This window comes from Gardnerella sialicivorans subsp. sialicivorans (genome assembly GCF_056746795.1).
Genome location: NZ_JBWPXA010000003.1, coordinates 40,030 through 63,145, shown reverse-complemented (window position 1 = coordinate 63,145; position 23,116 = coordinate 40,030). Strand labels below are relative to the sequence as shown.

The following is a 23,116-nucleotide window of genomic DNA, read 5'->3' as shown; positions in this document are numbered from 1 at the left end:
ATAAAAGGCCTGGAGCGATTGCTCTGGGCCTTTTTATTGCCCGCTTTTGTAGACATCCGCTTTTGTAGACTTCCGTTTTTTATAGCTCTAAACGGCGTGTTCGACTACAAAAAGCGGGGGGTTATAGTCTAAAAGCGGAAATGACTCGAGAATATCGCTCGCGCGTTCGTAAATGAGTAAAAAAAAACGCGGCAAAATACCGCGAAAACAAACATATTGTGGGTGATATAGGAATCGAACCTATGACCCCTTCCGTGTGAAGGAAGTGCGCTAGCCGCTGCGCCAATCACCCAAAATTTTTTTAATTATGCGTGAAAGGCAATCCTTTCGAGTGGGCGATACAAGGTTCGAACTTGTGACCCCTTCCGTGTCAGGGAAGTGCGCTACCACTGCGCCAACCGCCCAGGTTGTTTATTAAGCTAACACGCTCAATCGAGGTGGGTACGAGAGTCGAACTCATCTATACGGCTTTGCAGGCCGCTGCCTAACCGCTTGGCTAACCCACCACAAGGCCGATAACTCACCAGACCTAGAGCGGACAACGGGACTCGAACCCGCGGTCTCAACCTTGGCAAGGTTGCGCTTTACCAACTAAGCTATGTCCGCAATGCTTTCTCACTAACTAACGCCAGCCCGAAGCACGAGTAACTACTATACCAGAAATATTTATAAATTCAAGTCCGCCACATGTTGGCGTGTCGTGCAACAAAAGCGGAAAAATCGCTCTCGCTGACTGCATCAAGTGCGGTAGAGATTCGAGATTTTTCGCAGCGGATGAAGCGTATCGTTAGCGCGGTCTAAGCGCGCTAACGTCTTCGCCGCCGTAGAAGCACACCGTGCTTCTACGCTAAGCGGCTCAGCGAGTCGAGGTGATTTCTCGCGCATTATGCAGCTCGAAATCGTCGACTCGCACGCTGTACAAGCGCACTATACTTACGGCGGTATTGAGTTACTGGAAGTAGGCTTCCAAGTATGAGCCTGTTTTGCGTAATTTGGAAGTAGACTTCCAACTTTTGCCATTTTGCACTAAACTTGGAAGTAGACTTCCAACTTGCGAAAGGCAAACGTATGTATTCCAGAACTGATTATCTTAATAAGCTTCTTGCTTTTAAAGACACTGATTTTGTAAAAGTGATAACAGGCGTACGGCGCTGCGGAAAATCGGTAATCCTTAAACAATACATGGATTCTCTTCGCAAGCTTGGAGTGCCAGACTCGCACATAATATACATAAATCTTGAAAGTTTTGAATATCGCGACGTGCTTACAGATTCCAATCTTATGAATGTTATCTGTTCAAAAATGCACAGTGGTAAAAATCGCAGTGGCGAAAATCCGAACAGTGGCAAAAGTCAACAAACAAATGTAAATCAACAAAAAACGTACATTTTAATAGACGAAATACAGTTTGTAGATGGTTGGCAAAAAGCCATTAACGCACTTAGAGTTAGTTTTAATTGCGATATTGTTATAACGGGTTCTAACGCAAAACTTCTTTCTGGCGAGCTTGCAACTAATTTAAGTGGAAGGTACGTTGAAATACCAGTATATCCGTTCTCTTTCAAGGAATTCTTAGGAGCAAAGCAAATCGACGTTAATTCTAGAGAAGTCGATTTGGCGTATAAAGAATACGAACAATATGGCGGATTTCCTAGTGTTGTGCTTGCGGATGAGCCGCTTAGATACACTATTCTTTCAGGAATATATGATTCCATTATTCTTAACGATATTGCTGCTCGCGCGCAAATAAAAGATAGTTTTACTCTTAAAAGAATAGTTGCATTTTTGGCTGATAATGTTGGTCAGCTAGTTAATGCTTTCAAAATTACGAGTCTTTTAAAAAACGAGCGGATAGAAGTTTCGAATCATACTATTTCTAGGTATTTAGAGCTTTTGCAAAATGCTTATCTGTTCTTTGAAGTTCGCCCGTACGATATTCGCGGCAAAGCATACTTAAGGCAGAATGCAAAGTATTTTATTGTTGACAGTGGTTTGAGAAATCAGGCAGTTAGTCATCGTCTTGGGAATATGGGTAATCGCTTAGAAAATATTGTATTTTTGGAGTTGCTGCGAAGTGGGTATGACGTTGATGTTGCTCGAGTTGAGGGTAGTGAAGTAGATTTTATTGCGCGCAAGGGCGATTTGGTTGAATATTATCAAGTTACTCAGCAATTGCCAGAAAATACGCATGAAACCGATAATTTGCTTAAATTACGCGATAACTACGAAAAATTCCTTATTACAGGCAGATATGCGGGAGTTGATTTAATAGACGGCATTCATGTTAAGTATGTGGTTGATTGGTTGATTGATAAGTCTTGATAAGTCTTGATAAGTCTTGATAAACGCTCGCAAAGTGGTCATTTTTTTGCGCGCTAGTTTGAATTGCTAGCCGCGCAGCGATCATCATGAGCACTACAAGCTTCCGCACTTTGTAGCAATTCACGGCGTGTTGAGCAACAAAAAGCGTAAACAGCCTATGCAGGAATATCACTAGCGCATCCAAAGCTCGAAGGCAGGTCGGAGCGAGAAAAGAAAAAGGCTTGTTAGAAACCTAACAAGCCTTTAAAACTAAAGAACAGAATCCCGTCCCTAGCGGAAAACCATCTCTAGCAACAAGCATTAAGCACCTGCAAGCAGAATAAAGAACCTACACGGTAAGAAAAGGAAATTTCGGCAAACCGAGCAAACTCTAAACCCCGCATGCAAGCTGCAGCACAAAACACGCGCCGCCGCCTAACGCAAGCCTATTTCAAGCGCGCACTCACACACTTAGCATAAGTGCGCGCGCAATGCTTAGTGACGAGCCTTGCGAACAGCAGCACCCATGCCAGCAAGCATGGTGGCAGCCAAAGCAGTCAAAGTTACGCCAACACCAGTACCAGTGTGGGTGTTACCGCGCTTGTCCTTGCCATTCTTGTTCTCAACCTCAGTCTTAGCACCAGCAGCAGCGGAGCCATTAGCGCCAGCCTGGCCAGCCTTACCAGCCTGACCTGGCTTAGCACCTGGCTGACCAGCTGGAGCACCAGGAGCAACGAATGGGTCAGAAGAGCCTACAAAACCAACACCATACTGGAAGTCAGTCTTAAGCAACTTAACAGCTTCTGGAGCAGCAAAACCAAGAACCAAAGCCTCCTTATGATCCTTAGCCTTAGCGTAAGCATCCGAGTAAGCAGTGAAAGCAGACTCATACTTGCCGAAAGCATCATCAAACTTGCCCTTTGCTTCAGTAGTCTTACCTTCAAGCTTAGTAACAGCAGCGTCAGCATCTGCTTGAGCCTTCTCTAAGCGACCAAGGGTAGCCTGATCACGCTTAGACATATCGTCATGCTCATTCTTAAAATCGGTAACAGCCTTAGCAGCAGCAGAAGCCTTAGCCTTAGCAGCCTTCAACTCACCGTCAAGCTTGTTAGCCTTAGCAAAAGCGTCGCGAACGCTCTTATCGGCAGCCTGAAGCTTAGTAGACGCAGACTGCAAAGCAGCAGTGTAATCAGCATCAGATGGATCCTCAGCCTTTGGAGTGTTAGCATCCTTCTCCAAGGAAGCAAGATACTTAGCATGAAGATCATTGACCTTGGTTTCCTGAGCAACATAAGCAGCATGAGCGTTGTACTTCGTGACATAATCGGTTGCAGAATTTACATCCGCTTCTTTTGCATCTTTACGATCAGGATCAGTTGCAGGCTTCAGCTCAAGCTTGCCATCAACTTCCTTATAAAGCTTCTTAACAGCATCAGAAGTTGGCTCAGTTGGCGCATCCTTACCAGCAGACATTCCTTCAAAAGCCGTCTTAGCATCCTCGTACTGCTTCTTCAAATCAGCAGTTGTTGGAGTCTTTACAGCCTCAGGAGCCTTAGGAGCCTCAGCGAATGCTGGGGTGGCCATTGCGAAGCCGGCAAGCAAAGTTGCGCCAGCAGCGAAAGCGGCGATAGCCTTCTTATTCATCATTTTATTTTCCTTTCTTCTTCTCCTATGCGTTAGGGGCGCATAGAAAAATTTGCTCCACAATCCAAAACGGATCGTGGTACACAGCCAAACTAGGTGCGGCCATGTTTGCTATTAACATACCCCCCCCCCGTTTGAAAAAGTCAAGTACCAGCCACACATGCTAAACCGAAAAAAATGATGTTATACGCAAACTAATCCACAATTAGGCCACACTTGCCGTAAAATTTGTGGATAAACAACACTTAAACCGTAAAAATACGCATTTCAAGGTTTTTGAAGAATTTTCCCAGGTTTTTTTAAGGAAAGACTTTTCGGGTGTGTCGCAAAACAAATGATGGGAAAAGAATCAAGAATATTGTGAGCGCGGTCTAAGCGCGCTATTCCTCGCGGCTATTAGTAGCCGCTCGGCTGATTTGGCATGTAAAGTCCACTGGACTTTACATTTGAGCCAAATCACGCTTTGAAGGAGCTTGAAATGCGTTATGCAATTTCAAGCTCAGTCAAAGCGCTTTGCCACGCATAAGCAGTGCTTCTGCCCTGAGCGGCTCAGCGCTCCGAATTGCCTTTTCGCGCTACGCTCTAAGCGAAAAGGCAGGTCGTCGCGCAAGCTTATTCACCAGTAACTGTTGACGCAAGAACCAAATTCTTAACCAACTCGCGAGTGCGAAGCTGCGAATCCGCATCTAAGCAATCGTCTGTAATAACCGTGTCAACTTGATCAAATCGCGCAAAAAGCGAAAGCGACGTGCAAGTCCACTTTGTGTGATCCGTTAATATAATCGTGCGATCCGCAATATCCATCAAAGCCATATCTGTAGCAGCTTCCAACGAATTCGGCATAAGGAATCCGCGAGGCAAACTAACGGAATGCGTGCCCAAAAATACTGTGTTTACGCGCAAAGACGAAACAACTTTATCGGCAATAGGGCCAACCAACGAGTTGGAACGCGTAATAACACCGCCCGTAACAATAACCTCAATATCTTTGGATTCAAGCGCTTGAACAAGCTCCGCAACTGGAATCGAATTTGTTAGAATCGTGATTCCAGACGCCCTGCGCGACTCAAGCAGATGCTGCGCAAATACGTACGCTGTTGTGCCACCACCGATTGCAATCACATCTCCTGGCTGAACATAATCCACCGCCTTAGTGGCGATTGCATCCTTAAGACCCATATCCATCTGCGACTTTACGGAAAATAGCGGCTCCGAAAGAAGCGTGTTAGTTGTAACAGCACCACCATGCACGCGCTTTAGAAGACCGCGATCCGAAAGCTCCGCAATATCCCTGCGAATTGTCATTGCAGAAACGGCGAGTTCCTTAGAAAGAGCGGTAATACGCACGGCCCCCCTGGTGCGAAGGCGGCTCAAAATCAATTGTTGACGCTGTGAAGAAATCATGTGAACATTATCGCACAAGTAAACGCAAAAAACAAACGCAAATGAGCGTTTCTAGGCTCAAAACGTTAGGTATTTAACAAAAAACGTATAAAATTTGGCAAAACGAACAAATGCTTGTAAAACGCAACGCTCATTACTTGTTGTTGCGCGAGGTTTGAGTATTTCTCTCCTCGCAAGTCCCGTCGCTACGCTCCTCTTTTATTGCTCGTATAGAAATACATCAAACCTTCTGAATATCTAGGACTTTTTCGTATCTTTCATCACCGAGATTCTCGATTTTTCTTCTTCATTCGATGAATCACCACCTTCGGCGCTGAGGTTCATCTCATTCAGGGCGAAAAATCTCAAATCTCTACCTCACTTGTCGTAATCTATGTGAGTTTATGTGGTGCGTTTGTATCTGATTCACAGCGTGTAGAGCAACAAAAAGATGGGCAGATATCAGTATTGATGATGCGTATGATCGTGCATAACGTCTTTATGCTCCGACGCGTGCGGAATGTGCAAAACGCGCATACGGTCAATCGCCCTGCGTGCAAGCTGATGCGCCGAACCCGCGCCTTCTCCCTTAACGCCAAAAATAACAATCAAAGCCATAATAGCCGTAATAATCGCGCTAATCCTCAAAGTCCATTGCACGCCAAAAATACTAGCCGCAACATTATCCGCACTTCCAACGCCCGTAAGAACGTGATGCCATTGCGTAAAAGTGGCCATTGTTACAACAAGCACAGGCGCACCAATCGCACCCCAAAGCTGGCGCATTGTGTTAGTCACAGCAGATCCATCGCCAAGCTCGCTGCGTTGCAAACAGTTTAATGACCACGTTGTAACAGGCATAAGCAAGAATCCCATGCCAATTTGACGCGTAAATTGCCAAATAGAAATCCACCAAATCCACGTGTGCATGTCTATAAGACTCATCATGACTGTGCCAAAAAGCAAAATCAACGAGCCAGCCATTGCCACTGGCCGCACGCCAAAACGATCCAGCATACGCCCACCAAAGTATTGCGAAATGGCCATTCCAAACGCGCCAGGCAAAAGCACAAGGCCGCTCATAGTGGCAGAAAAACCGCGATCAGACTGAATATAAAGCGGAATAACAACCATAATCGAGCTAAACGCAAAGAACGTTAAGCATGCGCAAGCAGTACCAACTGTAAAATAGCGATTCTTCAAAACGTTAATGCCAAGTAGCGGCTGCTTACCACTAGCATGCGCGCGCAACTGTCTAGCAACAAACCACGCCACACCACACGCGCCAACAATCATAGGCGCCCAAGAAAACGCGCTAGCAATTCCGTACGCTTCAATATTTGTAAAGCCAAACATAACGCCGCCGAAGCCAATAATCGAAAGCCCAACGGAGAAAAAGTCGGCTTTGGCGCTGCGATCTTGCTCACCAAAATTGTGCAAGAAGAATGCAGAAAGAACAATAGAAATTACGCCAATAATGCTAAGCGAAAGAAAGATTGAACGCCACCCGTTAAAATCGGTTTGCATGCCACCAACAGTTGGGCCGATTGCAGGCGCAATGCTCATAGCCATACCAACGCTGCCCATTGCCATTCCTCGCCGTGTTACTGGGTACACGGAAAACACGGTGATTTGCAACACTGGCCACATAACGCCCGTGCCAATCGCCTCTAAAGTTCGACCAGCAAGCGCCATAATAAAGTCATTGCTAAGCCATGCCATAATTGAGCCGAGCGTAAAAAGAATCATAGACGATATAACGATTTGACGCGTGGAAAATCGCCTAGTTAAAAACGCAGTAAGCGGCACCATAATGGCCATAATCAGCTGAAAAATAGACGTAAGCCACTGACCTGTAGTAACACTAATGTTAAATTCGTGCACAATAGTTGGCAGCGCGGCCGTAAGTTGCAATTGCGCAAAATTACCAATAAACGTTATAAAAGTTAGAATTGCCAAAGAAACCAAGGCTGCACGCGTAAGACGATTATTCTTATACGCTTGCTCACCAACAAGAGCATGGCTAAGTTCATGCAAATTCCCAAAAGGCTTGCATTTATAAGACTTGCTAACAGAGTCACCACTCTTATTAAACCATGATTTTCTAGGCAATATTGTCACTTAAACTTCCTTCCATATTTGCAAAACACGCATAAAATAATCAGCGATTATTGCAAAATCAAGAAATATACTCGACTCTACAATAATCGCCTTAAAACAAGCTATAAGACTACTCCGTGAGTTTGTTGTTTACAAAACTAAAAACCCACGATTCTCTATAACCCCACGATTCTCGAAAAAATAATTACAAGTCAAATCAGTAGCTTCTGTGCGATAGCCAATGTCTGTAGGCGCCTTGAATAGAGCCATAACGACCATTGCAATAATTCCAGAACCAACGAAGCTGAGTTTGATAATTAGTTGCCCAATCGGCTCCCATAGAAGACATCTTTCTTCCAGGCAAAGCTTGAGGCAAGCCATATGCGCCAGAAGGATTCATAGCATTTACGCGCCAACCCGATTCATGCGAGATAATAAACACAGTAGCAGTAAAATCAGCCTCGCTGTATCCATTTGAAAGCAGCCACGAATGAGCCCACTCTTGCATCTCGCCAGCTGGAACTGTGGTTCCAATAGACTCAGCAGAAGCAGAATCTACACTAGCGCCGCCAGTTCCAACAAGAACAACCCTATCTTTTGGAGCTTGCTTAACAAAAGACACAAAAACGTTGGAAGACACAATCTTCTTGCCAGCACGCGTAACGATTTTGCTCGTTTCCATAACGCCAGGCGCACCTTGATCTTTAACCTTTTCTGTACCTTTTGGAAGAGCCGACGTCTCTTTTTTAACCGTATTAAAAGCAATAGGCTCGTCGGAAGTTTCAAGCTTGGCACCAGCGCGCTTAATAGTTATAACAGTAGATTCGCTAACCTTTGAATCAAGAGACGGCGTAACAACGTCGTGCGAATCCAAAGTTATGTCCCCCGCTTCTAAAACGGACTTAACGTTTGTAAAATCTGTTCCAAAAACCGCGCGATGATGGCCATTTATATTTACAGTAATATAAGAAGTTGCGCCTTTTTTAGATGGTTTAAGCGAGTTTCTGTATGCACCACGAGAAACCTGATTTTCGCTATCTGTAGCCGAATAGGCGGTTACATAAGACTTTGCGGAATTCGATTTGGAACCAGAATAAAAGTTTCGAGAAACAACTCCAAGAACTACAACAGCCACAATACTAATAAAAATCACTGCAACTCTTGCCCATTGACGCATGCTCAATGAAGTAAGCGTAACAGTTTTCTTTCTGTGACTTGTCATAACTCTCCTTGATAGAAGTTAGTGCAAAGTGTAAATCTAAAACGTTATACGACTTTTTATACAATCTTTTATACGATTTTAGTTATACGACTTTTTGCACAAAGTATATGTAATTGTAGTCTTACGTAAAGAGAAGCGCTAAAAATCAAGGTTCTTGCGATTATTTTATACCCTTATTAAATTCACTTTACTCGCTTACAGAATCACCTAATTATCTTTACTGTTTTTAATTATCTTTACTATTTTCATCATCTTTACTAGGATCATAAGCCTTAGCTTGATTAACTAAATCTTCTAAATCAGCTGGAAGCAAAGCGCCAGCTTGACGATAAATAACATCTCCGCGCTTAATAACCATAACTGTTGGAACCGCTTTAATCGCAGCCGCACTCGCCAAATCTGGAGACTGATCAATGTCTACCTTAACAAACGGAACATCTTCAAACTTTGCGCTTACTTGCTCAAAAATCGGCCCAAAAGCACGGCAAGGACCGCACCAAGTGGCCCAAAAATCAACAACAACTACCTCGTTGGTGCTTGCAATCTTCTCAAAATCTTCTTGAGTAGCGTGAATAAGTGCCATTTTTACTCCTTAAAACAAGATTTAATAAATTTTACACGTACACATGCTCATTTGCGTATGCCATTCGCACCATGCTTATACGCATTATCTGTCGCCTTACGGCACTAGGCTAGAAAACATGCTTGATATCCAATTTATTCGTGAACATGCCGACGTAGTTAAGGAGTCGCAACGCAAGCGTGGCGAGTCCGTAGAACTTGTCGATGAAGTGCTTCGCGCAGATGATTTGCGCCGCACAAGCTTAAAGGCATTTGAGGCAGCTAGAGCCGATCAAAAAGCAATTGGCAAAAAGGTAGCGGCCGCAAGCGCAGACCAAAAAGCCGAACTTATTGCACAAACAAAAGAGTTAGCGCAAAAAGTTGCACAGTTTAAGGCTCAATCCGAGCAAGCTACTGCCGACTACACAACAGCAATGTGGAAGCTTTCTAACATTGTAGAAGACGAAGCTCCAGAAGGCGGAGAAGACGACTACGTTGTTGTTAAGAAGGTTGGTACACCTCGCGACTTTGCAGCAGAAGGCTTTGAGCCAAAAGACCACTTAACTCTTGGAACTGGCGTTGCTGGAATCGATATGCGCAGAGGCGTAAAGGTTGCAGGCTCTCGCTTCTACTTCTTGCGCGGAGCTGTAGCTCGATTGCAAATCGCAATGCTTACAATGGCTGTAGACCAAGCAGAAGAGCACGGCTTTACGCTTGCGATTACGCCAACACTTGTGCGTCCAGAAGTTATGCGCGGAACTGGATTCTTGAATTCGCACGCAGACGAGATTTATCGCCTTCGCGAGCCAGATGATCAATACCTAGTTGGCACATCCGAAGTTGCTCTTGCTGGCATGCATGAGGATGAGATCCTTGACTTAAGCAATGGCGCTTTGCGCTACTGTGGCTGGTCGAGCTGCTACCGTCGAGAAGCTGGTGCTGCTGGAAAAGATACCTCTGGCATTATTCGCGTGCATCAATTCGATAAAGTAGAAATGTTTGTTTATTGCAAGCAGGAAGATTCTCGCGCAGAACATCAAAAGTTGCTTGGGATGGAGCAAGAGATGCTTGCTAAGGTGGAAGTTCCTTACCGCATTATTGATACTGCTGCTGGTGACCTTGGTTCTTCTGCTGCTCGTAAGTTTGATTGCGAAGCTTGGGTTCCAACTCAAGGCCGCTACCGCGAGCTTACTTCTACTTCTAATTGCACGGAGTATCAGGCTCGTCGCTTGAATGTTCGCGAGCGCATAGAAGATGGCGGAACTCGCCCAGTTAGCACGCTTAATGGCACTTTGGCTACTACTCGCTGGCTTGTTGCTATTTTGGAAAATCATCAGCACGAAGATGGTTCGATTGATATTCCAAAAGCTATGCAAGCATACATGGGTGGCAAAGAGGTTATTGAGCCTACTAAGTGGGAAGCCTAAAAGCCTAACATAGCTTTAAGCCTTTAATTTAACGTTGATTAATAAGTGTGCAAATCAGTTTTGGTTTGCACACTTTTTTATTCGACATTTGCGCATTTTGTTGCAGATTTTGCCGAGTAGAGCTACAAAGTCGGGAAAAATTGACGGATTTTGTAGCTCGACACGCCGATTTGAGCAACGCGCCACTACTTTGTAGGCAGCTCTTGCGCAGAACACCCGTGCAAAACAGACGCCATACTCTGCTTTTCGGCGCTTGTAACGCTAAGGTCGTACTTATACTTAACAGCAATCTGCCTAGCTACATAACCGCATCTAAAAGACTTATTAGATGGAAGCCAATAGGCTGCGGAAGCAGAACCTTTTTCTTGATTTGCTGCTCCTTGCACGGCAAGAAGGTTTAGCATATCGTTACCAAACTTAAGTCGCTTAGCGCGATTCCACTTCCAAGCACCCGACTGCCAAGCGTTTTCTAGAGCCACAACGTGATCAATTTGAACAAGCGCGCTAGTTTTTCTGCCTCGCACAAAGTTAATATCTAATCCTGTATATGGGTCGTGTAAAAGCCCAGACGCCACTTTGCAAGATCCCGCATACTTAAAGCGAACATGCGTTAAATCACGCGCAAGAACGTCTTCTCGAACATCACAACCGTTTTTATCATCGTCTGTAGTTCTATACCCAAAAACGCTTCTGTTATATCCAGAAGCATGCGACTTATCTACTTTTAACTTGCTAAGCTTTTCGGCAGCATCTCCACTGGCAACGTATTCTCCAGTGATATTTCCAACATCTTGGTTGAGTTTAGGCAAAACTAAGCCAATAACAATTCCTACAAGAATCGCGAGCGCAATAAGCCATATAAAAGACGTTACGCTCCTAGAGATTGGAGCGTTGCTATAGCGCGCATCACCTACTCTACGGTTACTACGACCGCTACGGTTACTACGATTGCGCAGCATGATTAATATCTACAACCCAAGGAATACGACGTATAACAATGTTGAGCACTTGCTGAATAAGGCTAATAAGAATAATGATTGCCATAACTGCGTACACAACGTTCCATTGCGGATTCTTAGTTACAAGCGGGTGGATTGTGCTAGAAACAAGCATTATTGCGTTTGCGATTCCAATAAGAGAAACCGACATAAGAATCGCTTGCATTCTGCCGACTTTGCGCGATAATCTTACGCGTTGCTGAGCCAATTTTCGCATTGAATCAACAACTCGTTTAACGCAATAGTCTCCTTGACGGAATGCTAATACTTCTTGCAAACCAAGCTCTACATCGTCTACTTCTAGTTCAACCATTTTTTGGTCTAAATGAACTTTATTAATAAAGCTTTTAAGGCTCAAACTAAACAATCCTGGAATTACAAACACGATTAGCAAACAAATCACAGACGCAAAAATCGCGATTTGAACACTAAAGTAGCTTAGCAAAACGATTGCTGGAATAATCGAAAGAATCATTCCAACGCTCATACTAAGACCTGCCTTGTGTAAGTGAGCGTGATGAAGGTCTAGTCCTGCAAAAGACGCAACAAGCGTTAAGCATCTTAAGCATGCGCAAACAACTACAACAAGAACATAGTCTTTAACACCTAAGCCAAAAAGCGGCCTGCTTGCTATAGCAAACATTGCTGCGATTGCGCAAACAGGAATCAGCAAAGCGCAAACAATATTTATTACAGTTGAGAAGGCACTGAGAATGGCAAATAATGCTTTCTTTAAGTAAGACACTTTTGATTTTTTGCCACTATTATGCGCAATATTTTCATGCTCATTTTCACGCTCATCGCCACTTAAATCGCTACTTGTATCGCCACTTTGCGCGCTCAAATCGCCATTTGAATCACCACTTAGTGCGCCTACAGATGCAGCTCGCGCACGCGAATCACTAAACACACTAACTTTAACTAAATTGTCTGCACTAGTGGCGTAGCTATCGCTTGGAAGAAACACAAGAATAGTTGCTTTTTTGGCAATTTTGCGCAAAATATCGCATAAGTTTTTAGCTTCTTTAGCGCTAATATCTTTGGAAGAATAGTCAAAAATGTATACAGGAGTGCGGCGAATCAACGCGCGCGCCATAACAAGTCGCCTAAGAATGTCTTGCTTATTTTCGGCATGAATATTTTCTACTCGCAAGTCTAAACCGTTGTAATCTGCATAAACAACACCATCCGCGCGAGCAGCCCCAAGTGCCTGCCACATAGACGTTGTAGTAGCATTTTTAGACGCCATCAGTAAGTTTTCTCGCAAAGTGGCGGAAAACATGTGACTATTCTTGCGAACAATCGTTACAAGATCCGCCAATGCACCAGGATCTACGTTATTTAGAGTTATATAAGAAGGATTTCCCACAATATCGCCAAAATCAGATGCCACAAATGGCGAATCCGCACCCAAATCAGGCAAAGCGTAACTATCACTGTAAGATAGCGCAACATTCGATTTAGAGCTAAAAGTAACGCCATTAAGAACGTTATTCGCAACTAAATCGTAATACTCGCTTGGCATTATATTCAGTTTTCCACTAGAAACATTAAAGGATGCTCGCAAAGGACGATTATTCTTAACAAAATTACAACGAACATGAAGAGAAACGTTGCTAGCGCCATCTGGAATACTCAAAGACGACTTATTGTCTATTTTTTCTAGCACGGATTGTGAATATTCGGAATCCAAAGCAGATGAATTATTGGAAGAACCACCATTAGCAGCAACACTTTTGAACAAATCGCCAATATTATTTAGCCCCAAAACAGCACGATTTTTAATATGCATGCAATTAGCAACTCGGCGAATTGGATCCACACTTAACATAAGCAGAGGCAAAGTTAGCATTGCTGCAGGAAGACCAACAGACCTAACTGAAAGAAGCCAAACCGTGCAAACAACAGCAACAGCAACCATAAAATACGTCAAAAAAGCGCACAAACAACGCAACAAAACACGAACGTTATAAAGCGCAGTACAAAGAGCTAAAGCAGAAAAAACGGCCGCAATAAGGCAAATACTCGCTAAATAAGTGTTGATTGAGAACAACGCAATGCTAACAGCAAAAGGCATAGGAAAAGCTGCAAAAATTTGCGGCAAAAGCAAACCAGCCCAACGCTGAACCCAAGCAATATCTTCATTTACGCAAATCGAAGAATACTCAACAGAATCAGTACGATTAGCCGAACTGAGCGAAATCATAGATCGCAACATCTTCGGTCGAAGCTTCATAGCTACGCGAGTGCCAATCTCGGTAGAAAAAATACAAGATTGATGGAAAGCAACGTATTTTATAATCAAAATACCAACAAGCGAAATCAAATAAGACGTTAACTCAACGGAGCTAAGCAAAGATTTACCAGTGTATTTTGCTGGAATCAAAATAGGCGAAAGAATACCAACACAAACATACACAAAACCGATGTTTGCAAGAGAAGATATAGCAAGACACGCCGCTCTTAAGGCAACCAGATGTTTAACACCTGGAACAAAAGCAAAGAAACGACTAATCATTTAACTATCCTTTTCTTGTTCATAAAACCTACAAAACTTACAAAATCAATAAAACCTACAAAATCAACGTAGTTATCTTATGCATAAGAGCAAACACATTTAACACAATGCAAACAAACACAAAAACAGCCCAACATATAAACATCAAACAAATCTAATACTCACAGCACATCTAAACTCTTAAAGCATTATAAACCACTTTGCAAACCCGTAAAATACACTTTTACAAGCACTCTCTAACACACAGATTCACTACCTCTTACAACACATAAGATTACGCTAAACGCCAGGCATCAACACGCCGAATTGTAGATTGCGAGCTACACAAAATACACACTACACAAAATGCGCGCTACAAAATACGAGCTACCCCAAATGCCAACTCAAACGATGCAAATCGCTAGCGCCGTGCTCCAAAATCGCATCCCTATGCGCTTTAGAACCATAGCCCTTGTTATGCGCCCAATCGTAAACAGCATATTTTGGATTTTGCGCTAAATCAATCATCAACGAATCTCGAGTCACCTTTGCAATAACAGAAGCCGCAGAAACACTAGCGCACTTTTGATCTGCCTTAACTAAAGTGTGAACTTTTACAGAAAATTGCATACTAGGCGCATCAAAAGTACCTAAAGCTTTGCCAACGTAATTGAACGGACCGTCCAAAATAGCAGCAATCTGTGCATCTTTAAGGCTAGAGCGCATGCGATTTTGAACATCGTTAATCGCATTAATCGCAGCAACACCAAGAGCGTAGCTAATACCCCACTCGTCAATTTGACGATTTGTGCAAGAGCCAACAGCAAAAGCATCGCACCAATTTTCAATCGGCTCCAGCAAACCTTCCCGCTTATGCGCATTAAGAAGCTTAGAATCCGCTAAACCTTGCGGAAAACTGCCCGACTTAATCTTTTGCGCGCTAAAAAGAGCAGCTCCAACCATAACAGGACCAGCAAGACTGCCGCGACCAACCTCGTCTAAGCCAATAACCCAGTCAAATCCGCTGCTTATAAGGCTCTGCTCAAAGTCAAAAGATGGAATAATTGCCAAAATTTGCCTACTCTTAACTACTTATTTGCGATGCCTATTTACGTCTATTTACGTCTACTTACGTCTACTTACGTCTTACTTATTTGCAGATTTAGCTTTTACATTGTCAAAAGCATCGCTGTGATTTTCAAAAATACCCATACGATTAAACGGCCAAAAACGCATAAACGCAACACCTTCAATTTTAGAAATTGGCACTAAACCATCGTCCCCATCGTTCTTATGATACCTAGAATCCGCTGAATTAGCGCGATTATCTCCAAGAACAAAAACATGGCCTGGCTTAACTTTTACCTTAAAAGCAAATGCGCTCGGACTTACACCTGGCCTAATGTAAGCAGATTCAAGAACTGGAACGCCATTAACCAAAATCGGGTCGCCATCCCCTTTGCACTCAACTGTATCTCCAGGAAGACCAATAAGGCGCTTAATTAAATCTTTGCCTGAAAGAATGCCGCCACTGCTGCTTTCTCCGCTTAGCCAATTAGCAGGATCTTCGAAAACAACAATATCACCACGATTTAGCGGAAAAACCCTAGGAGTTAGTTTAGACGTAACAACGTAATCGCCTATATGAATTGTGTCTAGCATAGATCCCGACGGTATAAAATACACGCCAAGAATAAAAATACGCAAAAAAATTACAACAATAATAGGCACAAGATACCAAGCAATAAGCTCTTTCCAAGAAGTTTTGAAAAGCTTTACTGTTCTTGCTTTAGAGCCATTTTGCGCTTGCGAATTTTGATAATCGCTTTGCTCCGAATTATTACCACGCAAAGCATAATTCACATAATCGCTATGATTCACGCAATTACCAGAAACGTGATTTCCCCTTATTTTGCAATGTTTAGAGTGCATACCCCTCCTAGCACTCTTAGAACCAAAATTAAAAACGCTCATAACACCAAAGCCAGAAGCAAGATTACGCTTGACTTCTGGCTCGGGTGGAACAGGAGAAGGATTCAAGCCGTGACCTGCTACATTAACAATATGATTATCGCTATTTTGCAAGTCTTCGGAATGCATATTAATCCTTATGTAAATCCTTAACCTAAATAAATTTACTTAGCAGCGCTGTTGTCACGACGCTCGGCAATACGAGCAGCCTTGCCACGCAAAGCGCGCAAGTAGTAAAGCTTAGCGCGACGAACGCGACCACTACGAACCAGCTTAATCGAATCGATAGCTGGAGAATGAAGTGGGAAGCGACGCTCAACACCAGTACCAAAGCTAACCTTACGAACAACAAAAGTCTCGCGAACGCCAGCACCCTTACGAGCAATAACTACGCCAGTAAAAGTCTGGATACGAGTGTTGTTGCCTTCCTGAATCTTAACGTTAACGTCAACAGTATCTCCAGGACGGAAAGCTGGGATTTCTTCGGCAGCCTTAAGATGCTTAGCATCAAATGCTTCTACAGCATTCACCATAATAATTCCTCCATCGCCGCCGCATATCAGCGCAAGTTATATCAAAGTAAATTGTCTAATTTTAATTTTGACTTTTAAACTTTACTTTGAATAATCTTTCCCAAAAAGTTTGCTTTTTGGGGCTTCCATCCGCCAATCTTCAAAAGCTGGCTAGACTACTAATAAGCAGACTATGCGGCATCCGCTTATTGAAAGCATACGAACATAAATTTATGCTCAATAATGGACATTATTAAGCACTATTTCGCACTATTTTAGCGCGCAACGCCATTCAGCGGCGCCGTCTCAACAGTACGCGTTAACTCGTCGTCGTCGGCATCGTAGTCAAAAAGCTCACCATAACGACCCCAGCTAATCGCAATATCAAACTGCTGACGAGCCAAAGCGTCCGTGTGCTTACTGCGAAGCAAATCCAAAATCAACTCACCACGAAGCTTGCCGTTGCGGTTTCTGCTCAAAGCCTGGTCAATCGCGTGAACAAGAGGCGCATGCTCAATCGCAAGTCGCGCAAACACCTGCTTGCTGTGCAAAATGTCGGCATTATGCCACTCTTGACCCGCTTGCGTAATCGTAATATGACCATTTTCTGCTGTAAGCAAATCAAGCATTGTTCCAGCATCCACAAGTGGGAACAAATCATCGATTTCAAACGACAAATCCGCAGCCAAATCAGCCAAATCAATGCCATTCGGCTCTTCCGATATAACGTCTAGCAAACCAGCCATGCCTCCTGGCGTTGCGTTCGGCAGCAAGTGCACAGCAACTGGCTCTGACTTAGGCTCGCCAGCTTCCGCTTGCTCTTCGTTTTGCTTAGCTTCCACCTCTGCATCGTGATGCTTTTGAATAAGCATGTCGGCGATTGCAGCGGCTTCGGTTTCTTCCGCATCCGTTTGTTCCGCAGGCAAAGAGTCGGCAGCCGCACTAGGCGAATCGGAAGCTTCCATTGAATCCGTATCTTGCGATTCAAGATCGCTTTCTGGGTTAGAGCCAGTCAAAATCGCATAAAGATTATCTACCATCGCCTCAAATTCGGCACTATGCTTGTCTCTTGGTCGAGGCAAATCAACTTGCACGTCTGCAATCAAATGACCTGGATGAGATCCCAAAACCACCACGCGATCCGCCATTTGCACAGCTTCTTCAATATTGTGCGTAACGATTACAACAGACTTAATATCGCGCTCTTCGCTAGACCAAAGCTTAAGAACTTCTTGGCGAAGATTTTCTGCAGTAAGAACGTCAAGAGCAGAGAAAGGCTCGTCCATAAACAGTGCGTCTGGGCGCAAAACCAGTGCGCGAGCAATGCCTACGCGCTGACGCATACCGCCAGAAAGCTCCTTTGGATACGCTGTTTCGAAGCCATCCAAGCCGATTGCGTCGATTGCAGCAAGCGCAAGCTCCGTACGCTTCTCTTTGCTAACTCCTCTAGCGCGCAAACCAAGCTCCACATTGTCTTGAACAGTAAGCCACGGCATAAGTGCGAATGTTTGGAAAACGATTGCAACTCCTGGGTTTGGACCTGTAAGCTCGCGGCCGCGATACGTAACTGTTCCCTCTGTTGGCTGAATTAAGCCTGCCATTGTTCGCAAGAAGGTTGACTTTCCAGCGCCCGAACGCCCTAGAATTGCTACGATCTCTCCCTCGCGCAGCGTAAACGATATGTCGTGAAGCACGTGCTGAGTAGTGCCACTATCGGACGTAAAGCTTTGACTTATGTGCTTTGCGTCGATGATATCGCTTGTAATTGAAGATTGCGCAGCCTTTTCCGCGGTTTTGTTCAAAGTGTTCATAATTTTGCCAATCTTTTCGTAAAGTTTATAAGTTTTTAGGTTTGTAGGTTTGTAGGTTTATAAGTTTAATTTTTTTGAATTTATTGATTTAGTGATTAATGGTGACTAATAAGCAACTAATCATCGGTTAACTGCGATTAGCCAATCGCCTAATTCAACAAATCGCTTAATTCAACACGAATCTTTTTGCCGAATACCTTTGCAAAGGCGCCCAGAACAGTCGATTACTTAACACAACAATTAAGCTCATAACCGTTACTCCTACAAGCGTTTTTACAGAATCACCAACGGTTGTTGCATTCGTAATATACGCGCCCAAACCTTGAGTTGCCATGTGATTCTTGCCGTATTCCACAATCTCTGCCACAATCGAAGCGTTCCAAGCGCCACCAGCGGCCGTAATTCCGCCAGTGCACCAAGATCCAAAAATCGCAGGCAAAACAAGAGTCTTCCACTTAAGCACACGATTTAATCTAAAGCTTCTTGTCATCTCTTTTAAATCATCCGGAATCGCACTAGCGCCTGCAATAACGTTAAACAGAATGTACCATTGCGTGCCAAGCGCCATCAAAATAATACTTCCCCAACCAAGGTCAATGTGCCAAGCCATAAACCACATCATTGCAAATGGGAACACAAAGTTTGCTGGGAAGCTAGCCAAGATTTGCACAACAGGCTGCATAATGCGAGAAATCTTAGGATTCATACCAATATACACGCCTACTGGCACCCAAATCAGCGAGCTTACAAAAATCAACACAGCAACGCGCGCAAAAGTCAAAGCACCTAACACTCCAGCTGTAACAAACTCTTGCAAACCTGTGCGAGTTGCTACAAAGTAAAGCATTTGCGCAGCCGCAGCAATAATTAGAACAATCATTACAACGTTAAAAACTAAATCGCCAAGCTTGCGGGCAGACGCTTTACGAGGCCATTTTGCACCCGTGCGGCCGAATGGACGCGTAACCAATTCCAACCATTCGCGAATAGGCGAAAACAGCTTGCTAATAACTTCGTCTGCATGCGAATGACGAATCAGCGTTAGAATCGCGCTCTTTCGCTCTTCATTGGATGCGCTTTGCGTTATGCGGAATCGCTCTGCCCACGCGGTAAGTGGCTTCCAAAGGAAGAAGTCAATTGCAAGCACAACAACAATCATGGATAAAATGGCCCACCAAATGTTTCCAAGCTTGTTTTCTGCAGCAGATTGCGCAACAAAGCTACCAACTCCAGGCAGCGCGTAAGTGTGATTGTTTACGGAAATCATCTCGGAAGCAGTAAGGAAGAACCATCCGCCGCCAACGCTCATCATGCAATTCCAAAGCAACGGAATCATTGCGTTTGGCATATCCAGCACCCAGAATCGCTGCCAATGCGTAAGTTGCAAGCTGCGCACGGCCTCGTCCAGCTCCTTAGGCTCACTTAAAAGCGAGCGGTGGAACGAGAAAGTCATATTCCAAGCCTGGCTTGTAAAAATCGCAAAAATCGAAGCGGCTTCAACGCCCATCATCGATCCTGGGAAAATAACAAGCCAAATCGTTACTGTAGCCGAAAGGAAGCCAAGAATTGGAACGGATTGCAAAATATCTAGCAGCGGAATAAGAACCTTGCCCAAGCGGCGGCTGCGCGCTGCAAGAGAGCCGTAAATAATCGTAAAAATCAGCGACGCAATAAGCGCAAGCATCATACGAAACACGGATCTAAGCGTGTAATACGGCAAATTAATAAGGTCGGTTGAAACCGCGGAAGGTATGCCACTAGGGCCAATTGGTTGGTTAATGCGCTGCAAAAGGAAAGCGCTTACTCCAAAAAGCGCGATTATGCCAACGCACACAATAATGTCGGACCAAAAACGAGTGTTTTCGTCTACTTGCGCGCTGGCACCACTTTTTCCAGATGTTGTAAATATTGTCATGATAAGTCCTCTGGTAACGCGTATTTTCTTTGAGAGCCGCTTATCACCACTATTTTGCGTAATACTAATAAGGCTAATAAGCCCAATAAAGCTAGTAAGCCTAATCAGCTAAATCACTAAATCACTAAACGCAAGTATTCTGGCGGCGATTGCTGGCTTTTTTATATTCAGGGGGAACGTCCGTACTACTACTAATACTGTCTGAATCGTCACTTACAGCATTAACTGTATTAGCACTTTGATTACAACTTGTACTACTGCTACTGTCATTTTTCACGGCAATCACCTCCTCTAGCTTGTGCGCGCCAACGCAAAACCGTACTATCGCATCGTCATTGAACCGGACGGCAAGCAAGAGGACACAATGTGATTTACAAATCAAAAGAAATCAACATTAATCTTGTCGTTCAAGCTTCAGCTTCGCAGGGCGATGGCGTTGCATTAGTCGAAGCCTTGAAATCGACAACGACTGTTGACCAACTTGCAGTGTCTCCACTGTGTTGCGGCAGCAACCCGTATCCCCGTGGTAGCCTTACCTACCGACCGTGCTCATTATAAATTATCACCACTCTTAAGTCAACCTATTTTTGAATTGCCTTTTCGCGCTACGCTCTAAGCATAGAGCGCTAATTCCTTACTTAACGTTGCGCGAGGTTTGAGTATTTCTCTCCTCGCAAGTCCCGTCGCTACGCTCCTCTTTTATTGCTCGTATAGAAATACATCAAACCTTCTGAATATCTAGAACTTTTACGTGGTTTTTATCACCGAGATTCTCGATTTTTCTTGCTGCTTCAGCGAATCACCATTTCATGCTGAGGTTCGCTTCATCCGCTGCGAAAAATCTCGAATCTCTACCTTACTTGCGCAACAGCAAACAAGGAAGAGCATTCAGACAGGTTGGAGCAAAAAATAAAAAAGCCTCTTGAAGAGTTTAATCAACAAGAGGCTTTAGATCAACAATCAAATAAGATTGTTACACACTCACTTACTTGCGATGAGCGCGGTAGAAGCGAATCAAGCTCTGGGTAGAAGCATCCTGAGCTGCCAAAGCGCTATCATCCTTAGAAATTGCAGGAGTAATCTGCTTTGCAAGCTGCTTGCCAAGCTCCACACCCCACTGATCGTAGGAATCCAAGCCCCAAACAGTGCCTTCAACAAAGGTGATGTGCTCGTAGAGAGCAATCAACTCGCCCAAACTAAATGGAGTCAAAGCATCGCCAAAGATAGAGGTGGTTGGACGGTTGCCGCTAAATACGCGAGCTGGAACAATCTCTTCTGGAGTGCCTTCAGCGCGAACTTCGTCTGCAGTCTTGCCGAAAGCAAGAGCCTTAGTCTGTGCAAGATAGTTGCCCAAGAACAGCTCGTGAACATCTTGATCGCCATCTTTAGTAGGATTTGGCGTGTTCACAAAAGCAATGAAATCAGCTGGAATAAGCTGAGTGCCCTGGTGAATCAACTGATAGAAAGCGTGCTGGCCATTGGTGCCTGGCTCGCCCCAAAAGATTTCGCCAGTTTCGCTTGTTACAGGAGTGCCATCCCAACGAACCGACTTACCGTTGGATTCCATAGTGAGCTGCTGCAAATACGCTGGGAAGCGATGCAGGTACTGATCGTATGGAAGAACAGCGTGGGAAGCAACCTTGTAGAAGTTGCGGTACCAAACGTTGAGCATACCAAGAAGAACCACAACATTCTTCTCGAATGGAGTCTCAGCAAAGTAAGTATCGATTGCATGGAAGCCGTGCAAGAACTCCTCAAAGCGCTCAGGTCCGAGAACTACAGCCAAAGAAGTACCAACAGCGGAATCTACAGAGTAGCGGCCGCCAACCCAGCTCCAGAAGCCAAAAGCGTTGGTTGGATTAATGCCGAACTCTTCCACCTTCTCAAGGTTGGTGGAAACAGCTACGAAGTGCTTTGCAACAGCTTCTGCCTTCTTTGCATCGCTGCCGTCAATAGCACCGCTCTCCTGAAGCTTGTTAAGCAACCATGTGCGAGCGCTACGAGCGTTAGTCAAAGTTTCCAAAGTGGTGAAAGTCTTGGAAACAATGATGAAAAGCGTGGTTTCTGGATCCAAATCCTTGGTCTTTTCTGCCATATCGTTTGGATCAATGTTGGAAACGTAGCGAGCGCTAATACCAGCGTCTGCGTATGGCTTTAAGGCTTCGTAAACCATGACTGGACCCAAGTCAGAGCCGCCAATACCAATGTTTACAACAGTCTTAATGTTCTTGCCAGTAACGCCCTTCCACTCTCCCGAGCGAACCTTGTTTGCAAAGTCGTAGATGCGACCCAAAACTTCGCGAACGTCGGCAACAGTATCTTGACCGTCAACAATGAACTTGCCAGCGTCTTCTGCTGGGCGACGCAAAGCGGTGTGCAATACTGCGCGATCTTCGGTGTTGTTAATGTGCACGCCAGTGTACATTGCCTTAGTGCGCTCGTCGAGCTTTACAGCCTTAGCAAGGTTTGCGAAAAGCTTAAGCGTTTCTGGCTTAATCAAATTCTTAGAAAGATCGAAGTGGAGGTCTCCAGCTTCGAAGCTCAACTTATCCACGCGACTTGCATCTTCGGCAAACCACTTCTTCAGGCTCACGCCTTCGGATTGCAACTCATCATAGTGCTTTTGCAATGCAGCCCATTCTGGGGTCTTAACGGCGTCAACTGGTGGATTGATGGCCATTTCTAGGTCCTTTCATCTTTATTAAGTGATGTGATGATTTAATAAATGTTTTAAGTCTAAGCACAATCTTTGGCACACTTAAACACAATGCAAA

15 protein-coding genes, 4 tRNA genes and 1 riboswitch are annotated in these 23,116 nt (G+C 44.3%); of the genes, 2 read left to right on the top strand and 17 right to left on the bottom strand.

What is annotated here, in order from left to right:
* Positions 1 to 219: 219 nt before the first annotated feature.
* From AC1EKB_RS02555 to AC1EKB_RS02540, 4 genes are all read right to left on the bottom strand, one after another.
* Positions 220 to 292 (bottom strand) — tRNA-Val (locus AC1EKB_RS02555).
* A gap of 40 nt (positions 293 to 332) precedes the next feature.
* Positions 333 to 404 (bottom strand) — tRNA-Val (locus AC1EKB_RS02550).
* A gap of 31 nt (positions 405 to 435) precedes the next feature.
* Positions 436 to 506: transfer RNA gene (locus AC1EKB_RS02545), tRNA-Cys, on the bottom strand.
* 27 nt (positions 507 to 533) lie between these two features.
* Positions 534 to 606, bottom strand: a tRNA-Gly gene (locus AC1EKB_RS02540).
* A gap of 462 nt (positions 607 to 1,068) precedes the next feature.
* On the opposite strand from AC1EKB_RS02540, the gene AC1EKB_RS02535 reads away from it, so the two are divergent.
* A complete protein-coding gene (locus tag AC1EKB_RS02535) occupies positions 1,069 to 2,322 on the top strand; it encodes an ATP-binding protein (protein ID WP_481248764.1) in 1,254 nt (417 codons plus the stop codon).
* 474 nt (positions 2,323 to 2,796) lie between these two features.
* Here the strand turns inward: AC1EKB_RS02535 and AC1EKB_RS02530 are convergent, their stop codons facing one another.
* From AC1EKB_RS02530 to trxA, 5 genes are all read right to left on the bottom strand, one after another.
* Positions 2,797 to 3,948: a hypothetical protein gene (locus AC1EKB_RS02530; protein WP_481248763.1), complete on the bottom strand. Its 1,152-nt coding sequence runs from the start codon at positions 3,946 to 3,948 to the stop codon at positions 2,797 to 2,799.
* A gap of 609 nt (positions 3,949 to 4,557) precedes the next feature.
* The gene (locus AC1EKB_RS02525) at positions 4,558 to 5,349 is read right to left on the bottom strand and encodes a DeoR/GlpR family DNA-binding transcription regulator (protein ID WP_481248762.1); all 792 of its coding nucleotides are present in this window, start codon (positions 5,347 to 5,349) and stop codon (positions 4,558 to 4,560) included.
* A gap of 441 nt (positions 5,350 to 5,790) precedes the next feature.
* Positions 5,791 to 7,449 carry an MDR family MFS transporter gene (locus AC1EKB_RS02520; RefSeq protein ID WP_415694374.1) on the bottom strand — a complete coding sequence of 553 codons (1,659 nt, stop codon included), beginning with the start codon at positions 7,447 to 7,449 and terminating at the stop codon, positions 5,791 to 5,793.
* 196 nt (positions 7,450 to 7,645) lie between these two features.
* Positions 7,646 to 8,650 (bottom strand): aggregation-promoting factor C-terminal-like domain-containing protein, encoded by a 1,005-nt coding sequence (locus AC1EKB_RS02515; protein WP_415694373.1) that lies wholly within the window; start codon positions 8,648 to 8,650, stop codon positions 7,646 to 7,648.
* 226 nt (positions 8,651 to 8,876) lie between these two features.
* Positions 8,877 to 9,233 carry a thioredoxin gene (trxA, locus tag AC1EKB_RS02510; protein WP_415694372.1) on the bottom strand — a complete coding sequence of 119 codons (357 nt, stop codon included), beginning with the start codon at positions 9,231 to 9,233 and terminating at the stop codon, positions 8,877 to 8,879.
* A 118-nt stretch (positions 9,234 to 9,351) separates the two neighbouring features.
* On the opposite strand from trxA, the gene serS reads away from it, so the two are divergent.
* Positions 9,352 to 10,638 (top strand): serine--tRNA ligase, encoded by a 1,287-nt coding sequence (gene serS, locus AC1EKB_RS02505; protein ID WP_004131752.1) that lies wholly within the window; start codon positions 9,352 to 9,354, stop codon positions 10,636 to 10,638.
* Between the two features lie 185 nt (positions 10,639 to 10,823).
* Here the strand turns inward: serS and AC1EKB_RS02500 are convergent, their stop codons facing one another.
* The 8 genes from AC1EKB_RS02500 to pgi form a co-directional block, all read right to left on the bottom strand.
* Positions 10,824 to 11,597: an HNH endonuclease family protein gene (locus AC1EKB_RS02500; RefSeq protein ID WP_016793387.1), complete on the bottom strand. Its 774-nt coding sequence runs from the start codon at positions 11,595 to 11,597 to the stop codon at positions 10,824 to 10,826.
* A complete protein-coding gene (locus tag AC1EKB_RS02495) occupies positions 11,581 to 14,154 on the bottom strand; it encodes an ABC transporter ATP-binding protein (RefSeq protein WP_481248761.1) in 2,574 nt (857 codons plus the stop codon). Before AC1EKB_RS02495 ends, AC1EKB_RS02500 begins: the two co-directional genes overlap by 17 nt.
* 366 nt (positions 14,155 to 14,520) lie before the next feature.
* Positions 14,521 to 15,204: a ribonuclease HII gene (locus AC1EKB_RS02490; protein WP_481248760.1), complete on the bottom strand. Its 684-nt coding sequence runs from the start codon at positions 15,202 to 15,204 to the stop codon at positions 14,521 to 14,523.
* A gap of 75 nt (positions 15,205 to 15,279) precedes the next feature.
* Entirely contained in the window at positions 15,280 to 16,233 is a 954-nt protein-coding gene (lepB, locus tag AC1EKB_RS02485) for a signal peptidase I (protein WP_415694594.1), read from the bottom strand.
* A 35-nt stretch (positions 16,234 to 16,268) separates the two neighbouring features.
* The gene (gene rplS / locus AC1EKB_RS02480) at positions 16,269 to 16,637 is read right to left on the bottom strand and encodes a 50S ribosomal protein L19 (RefSeq protein WP_004127473.1); all 369 of its coding nucleotides are present in this window, start codon (positions 16,635 to 16,637) and stop codon (positions 16,269 to 16,271) included.
* A gap of 254 nt (positions 16,638 to 16,891) precedes the next feature.
* Complete coding sequence (locus AC1EKB_RS02475) at positions 16,892 to 18,427, bottom strand: ABC transporter ATP-binding protein (protein WP_481248759.1); 1,536 nt, start codon at positions 18,425 to 18,427, stop codon at positions 16,892 to 16,894.
* Between the two features lie 166 nt (positions 18,428 to 18,593).
* On the bottom strand, positions 18,594 to 20,342 hold the full coding sequence (locus tag AC1EKB_RS02470) for an ABC transporter permease (RefSeq protein WP_481248758.1): 1,749 nt from the start codon (positions 20,340 to 20,342) through the stop codon (positions 18,594 to 18,596).
* A 390-nt stretch (positions 20,343 to 20,732) separates the two neighbouring features.
* A riboswitch (M-box (ykoK) riboswitch) is annotated at positions 20,733 to 20,893 on the bottom strand.
* A gap of 434 nt (positions 20,894 to 21,327) precedes the next feature.
* Positions 21,328 to 23,022: a glucose-6-phosphate isomerase gene (gene pgi, locus AC1EKB_RS02465; RefSeq protein ID WP_481248757.1), complete on the bottom strand. Its 1,695-nt coding sequence runs from the start codon at positions 23,020 to 23,022 to the stop codon at positions 21,328 to 21,330.
* Between the last annotated feature and the right edge of the window lie 94 nt (positions 23,023 to 23,116).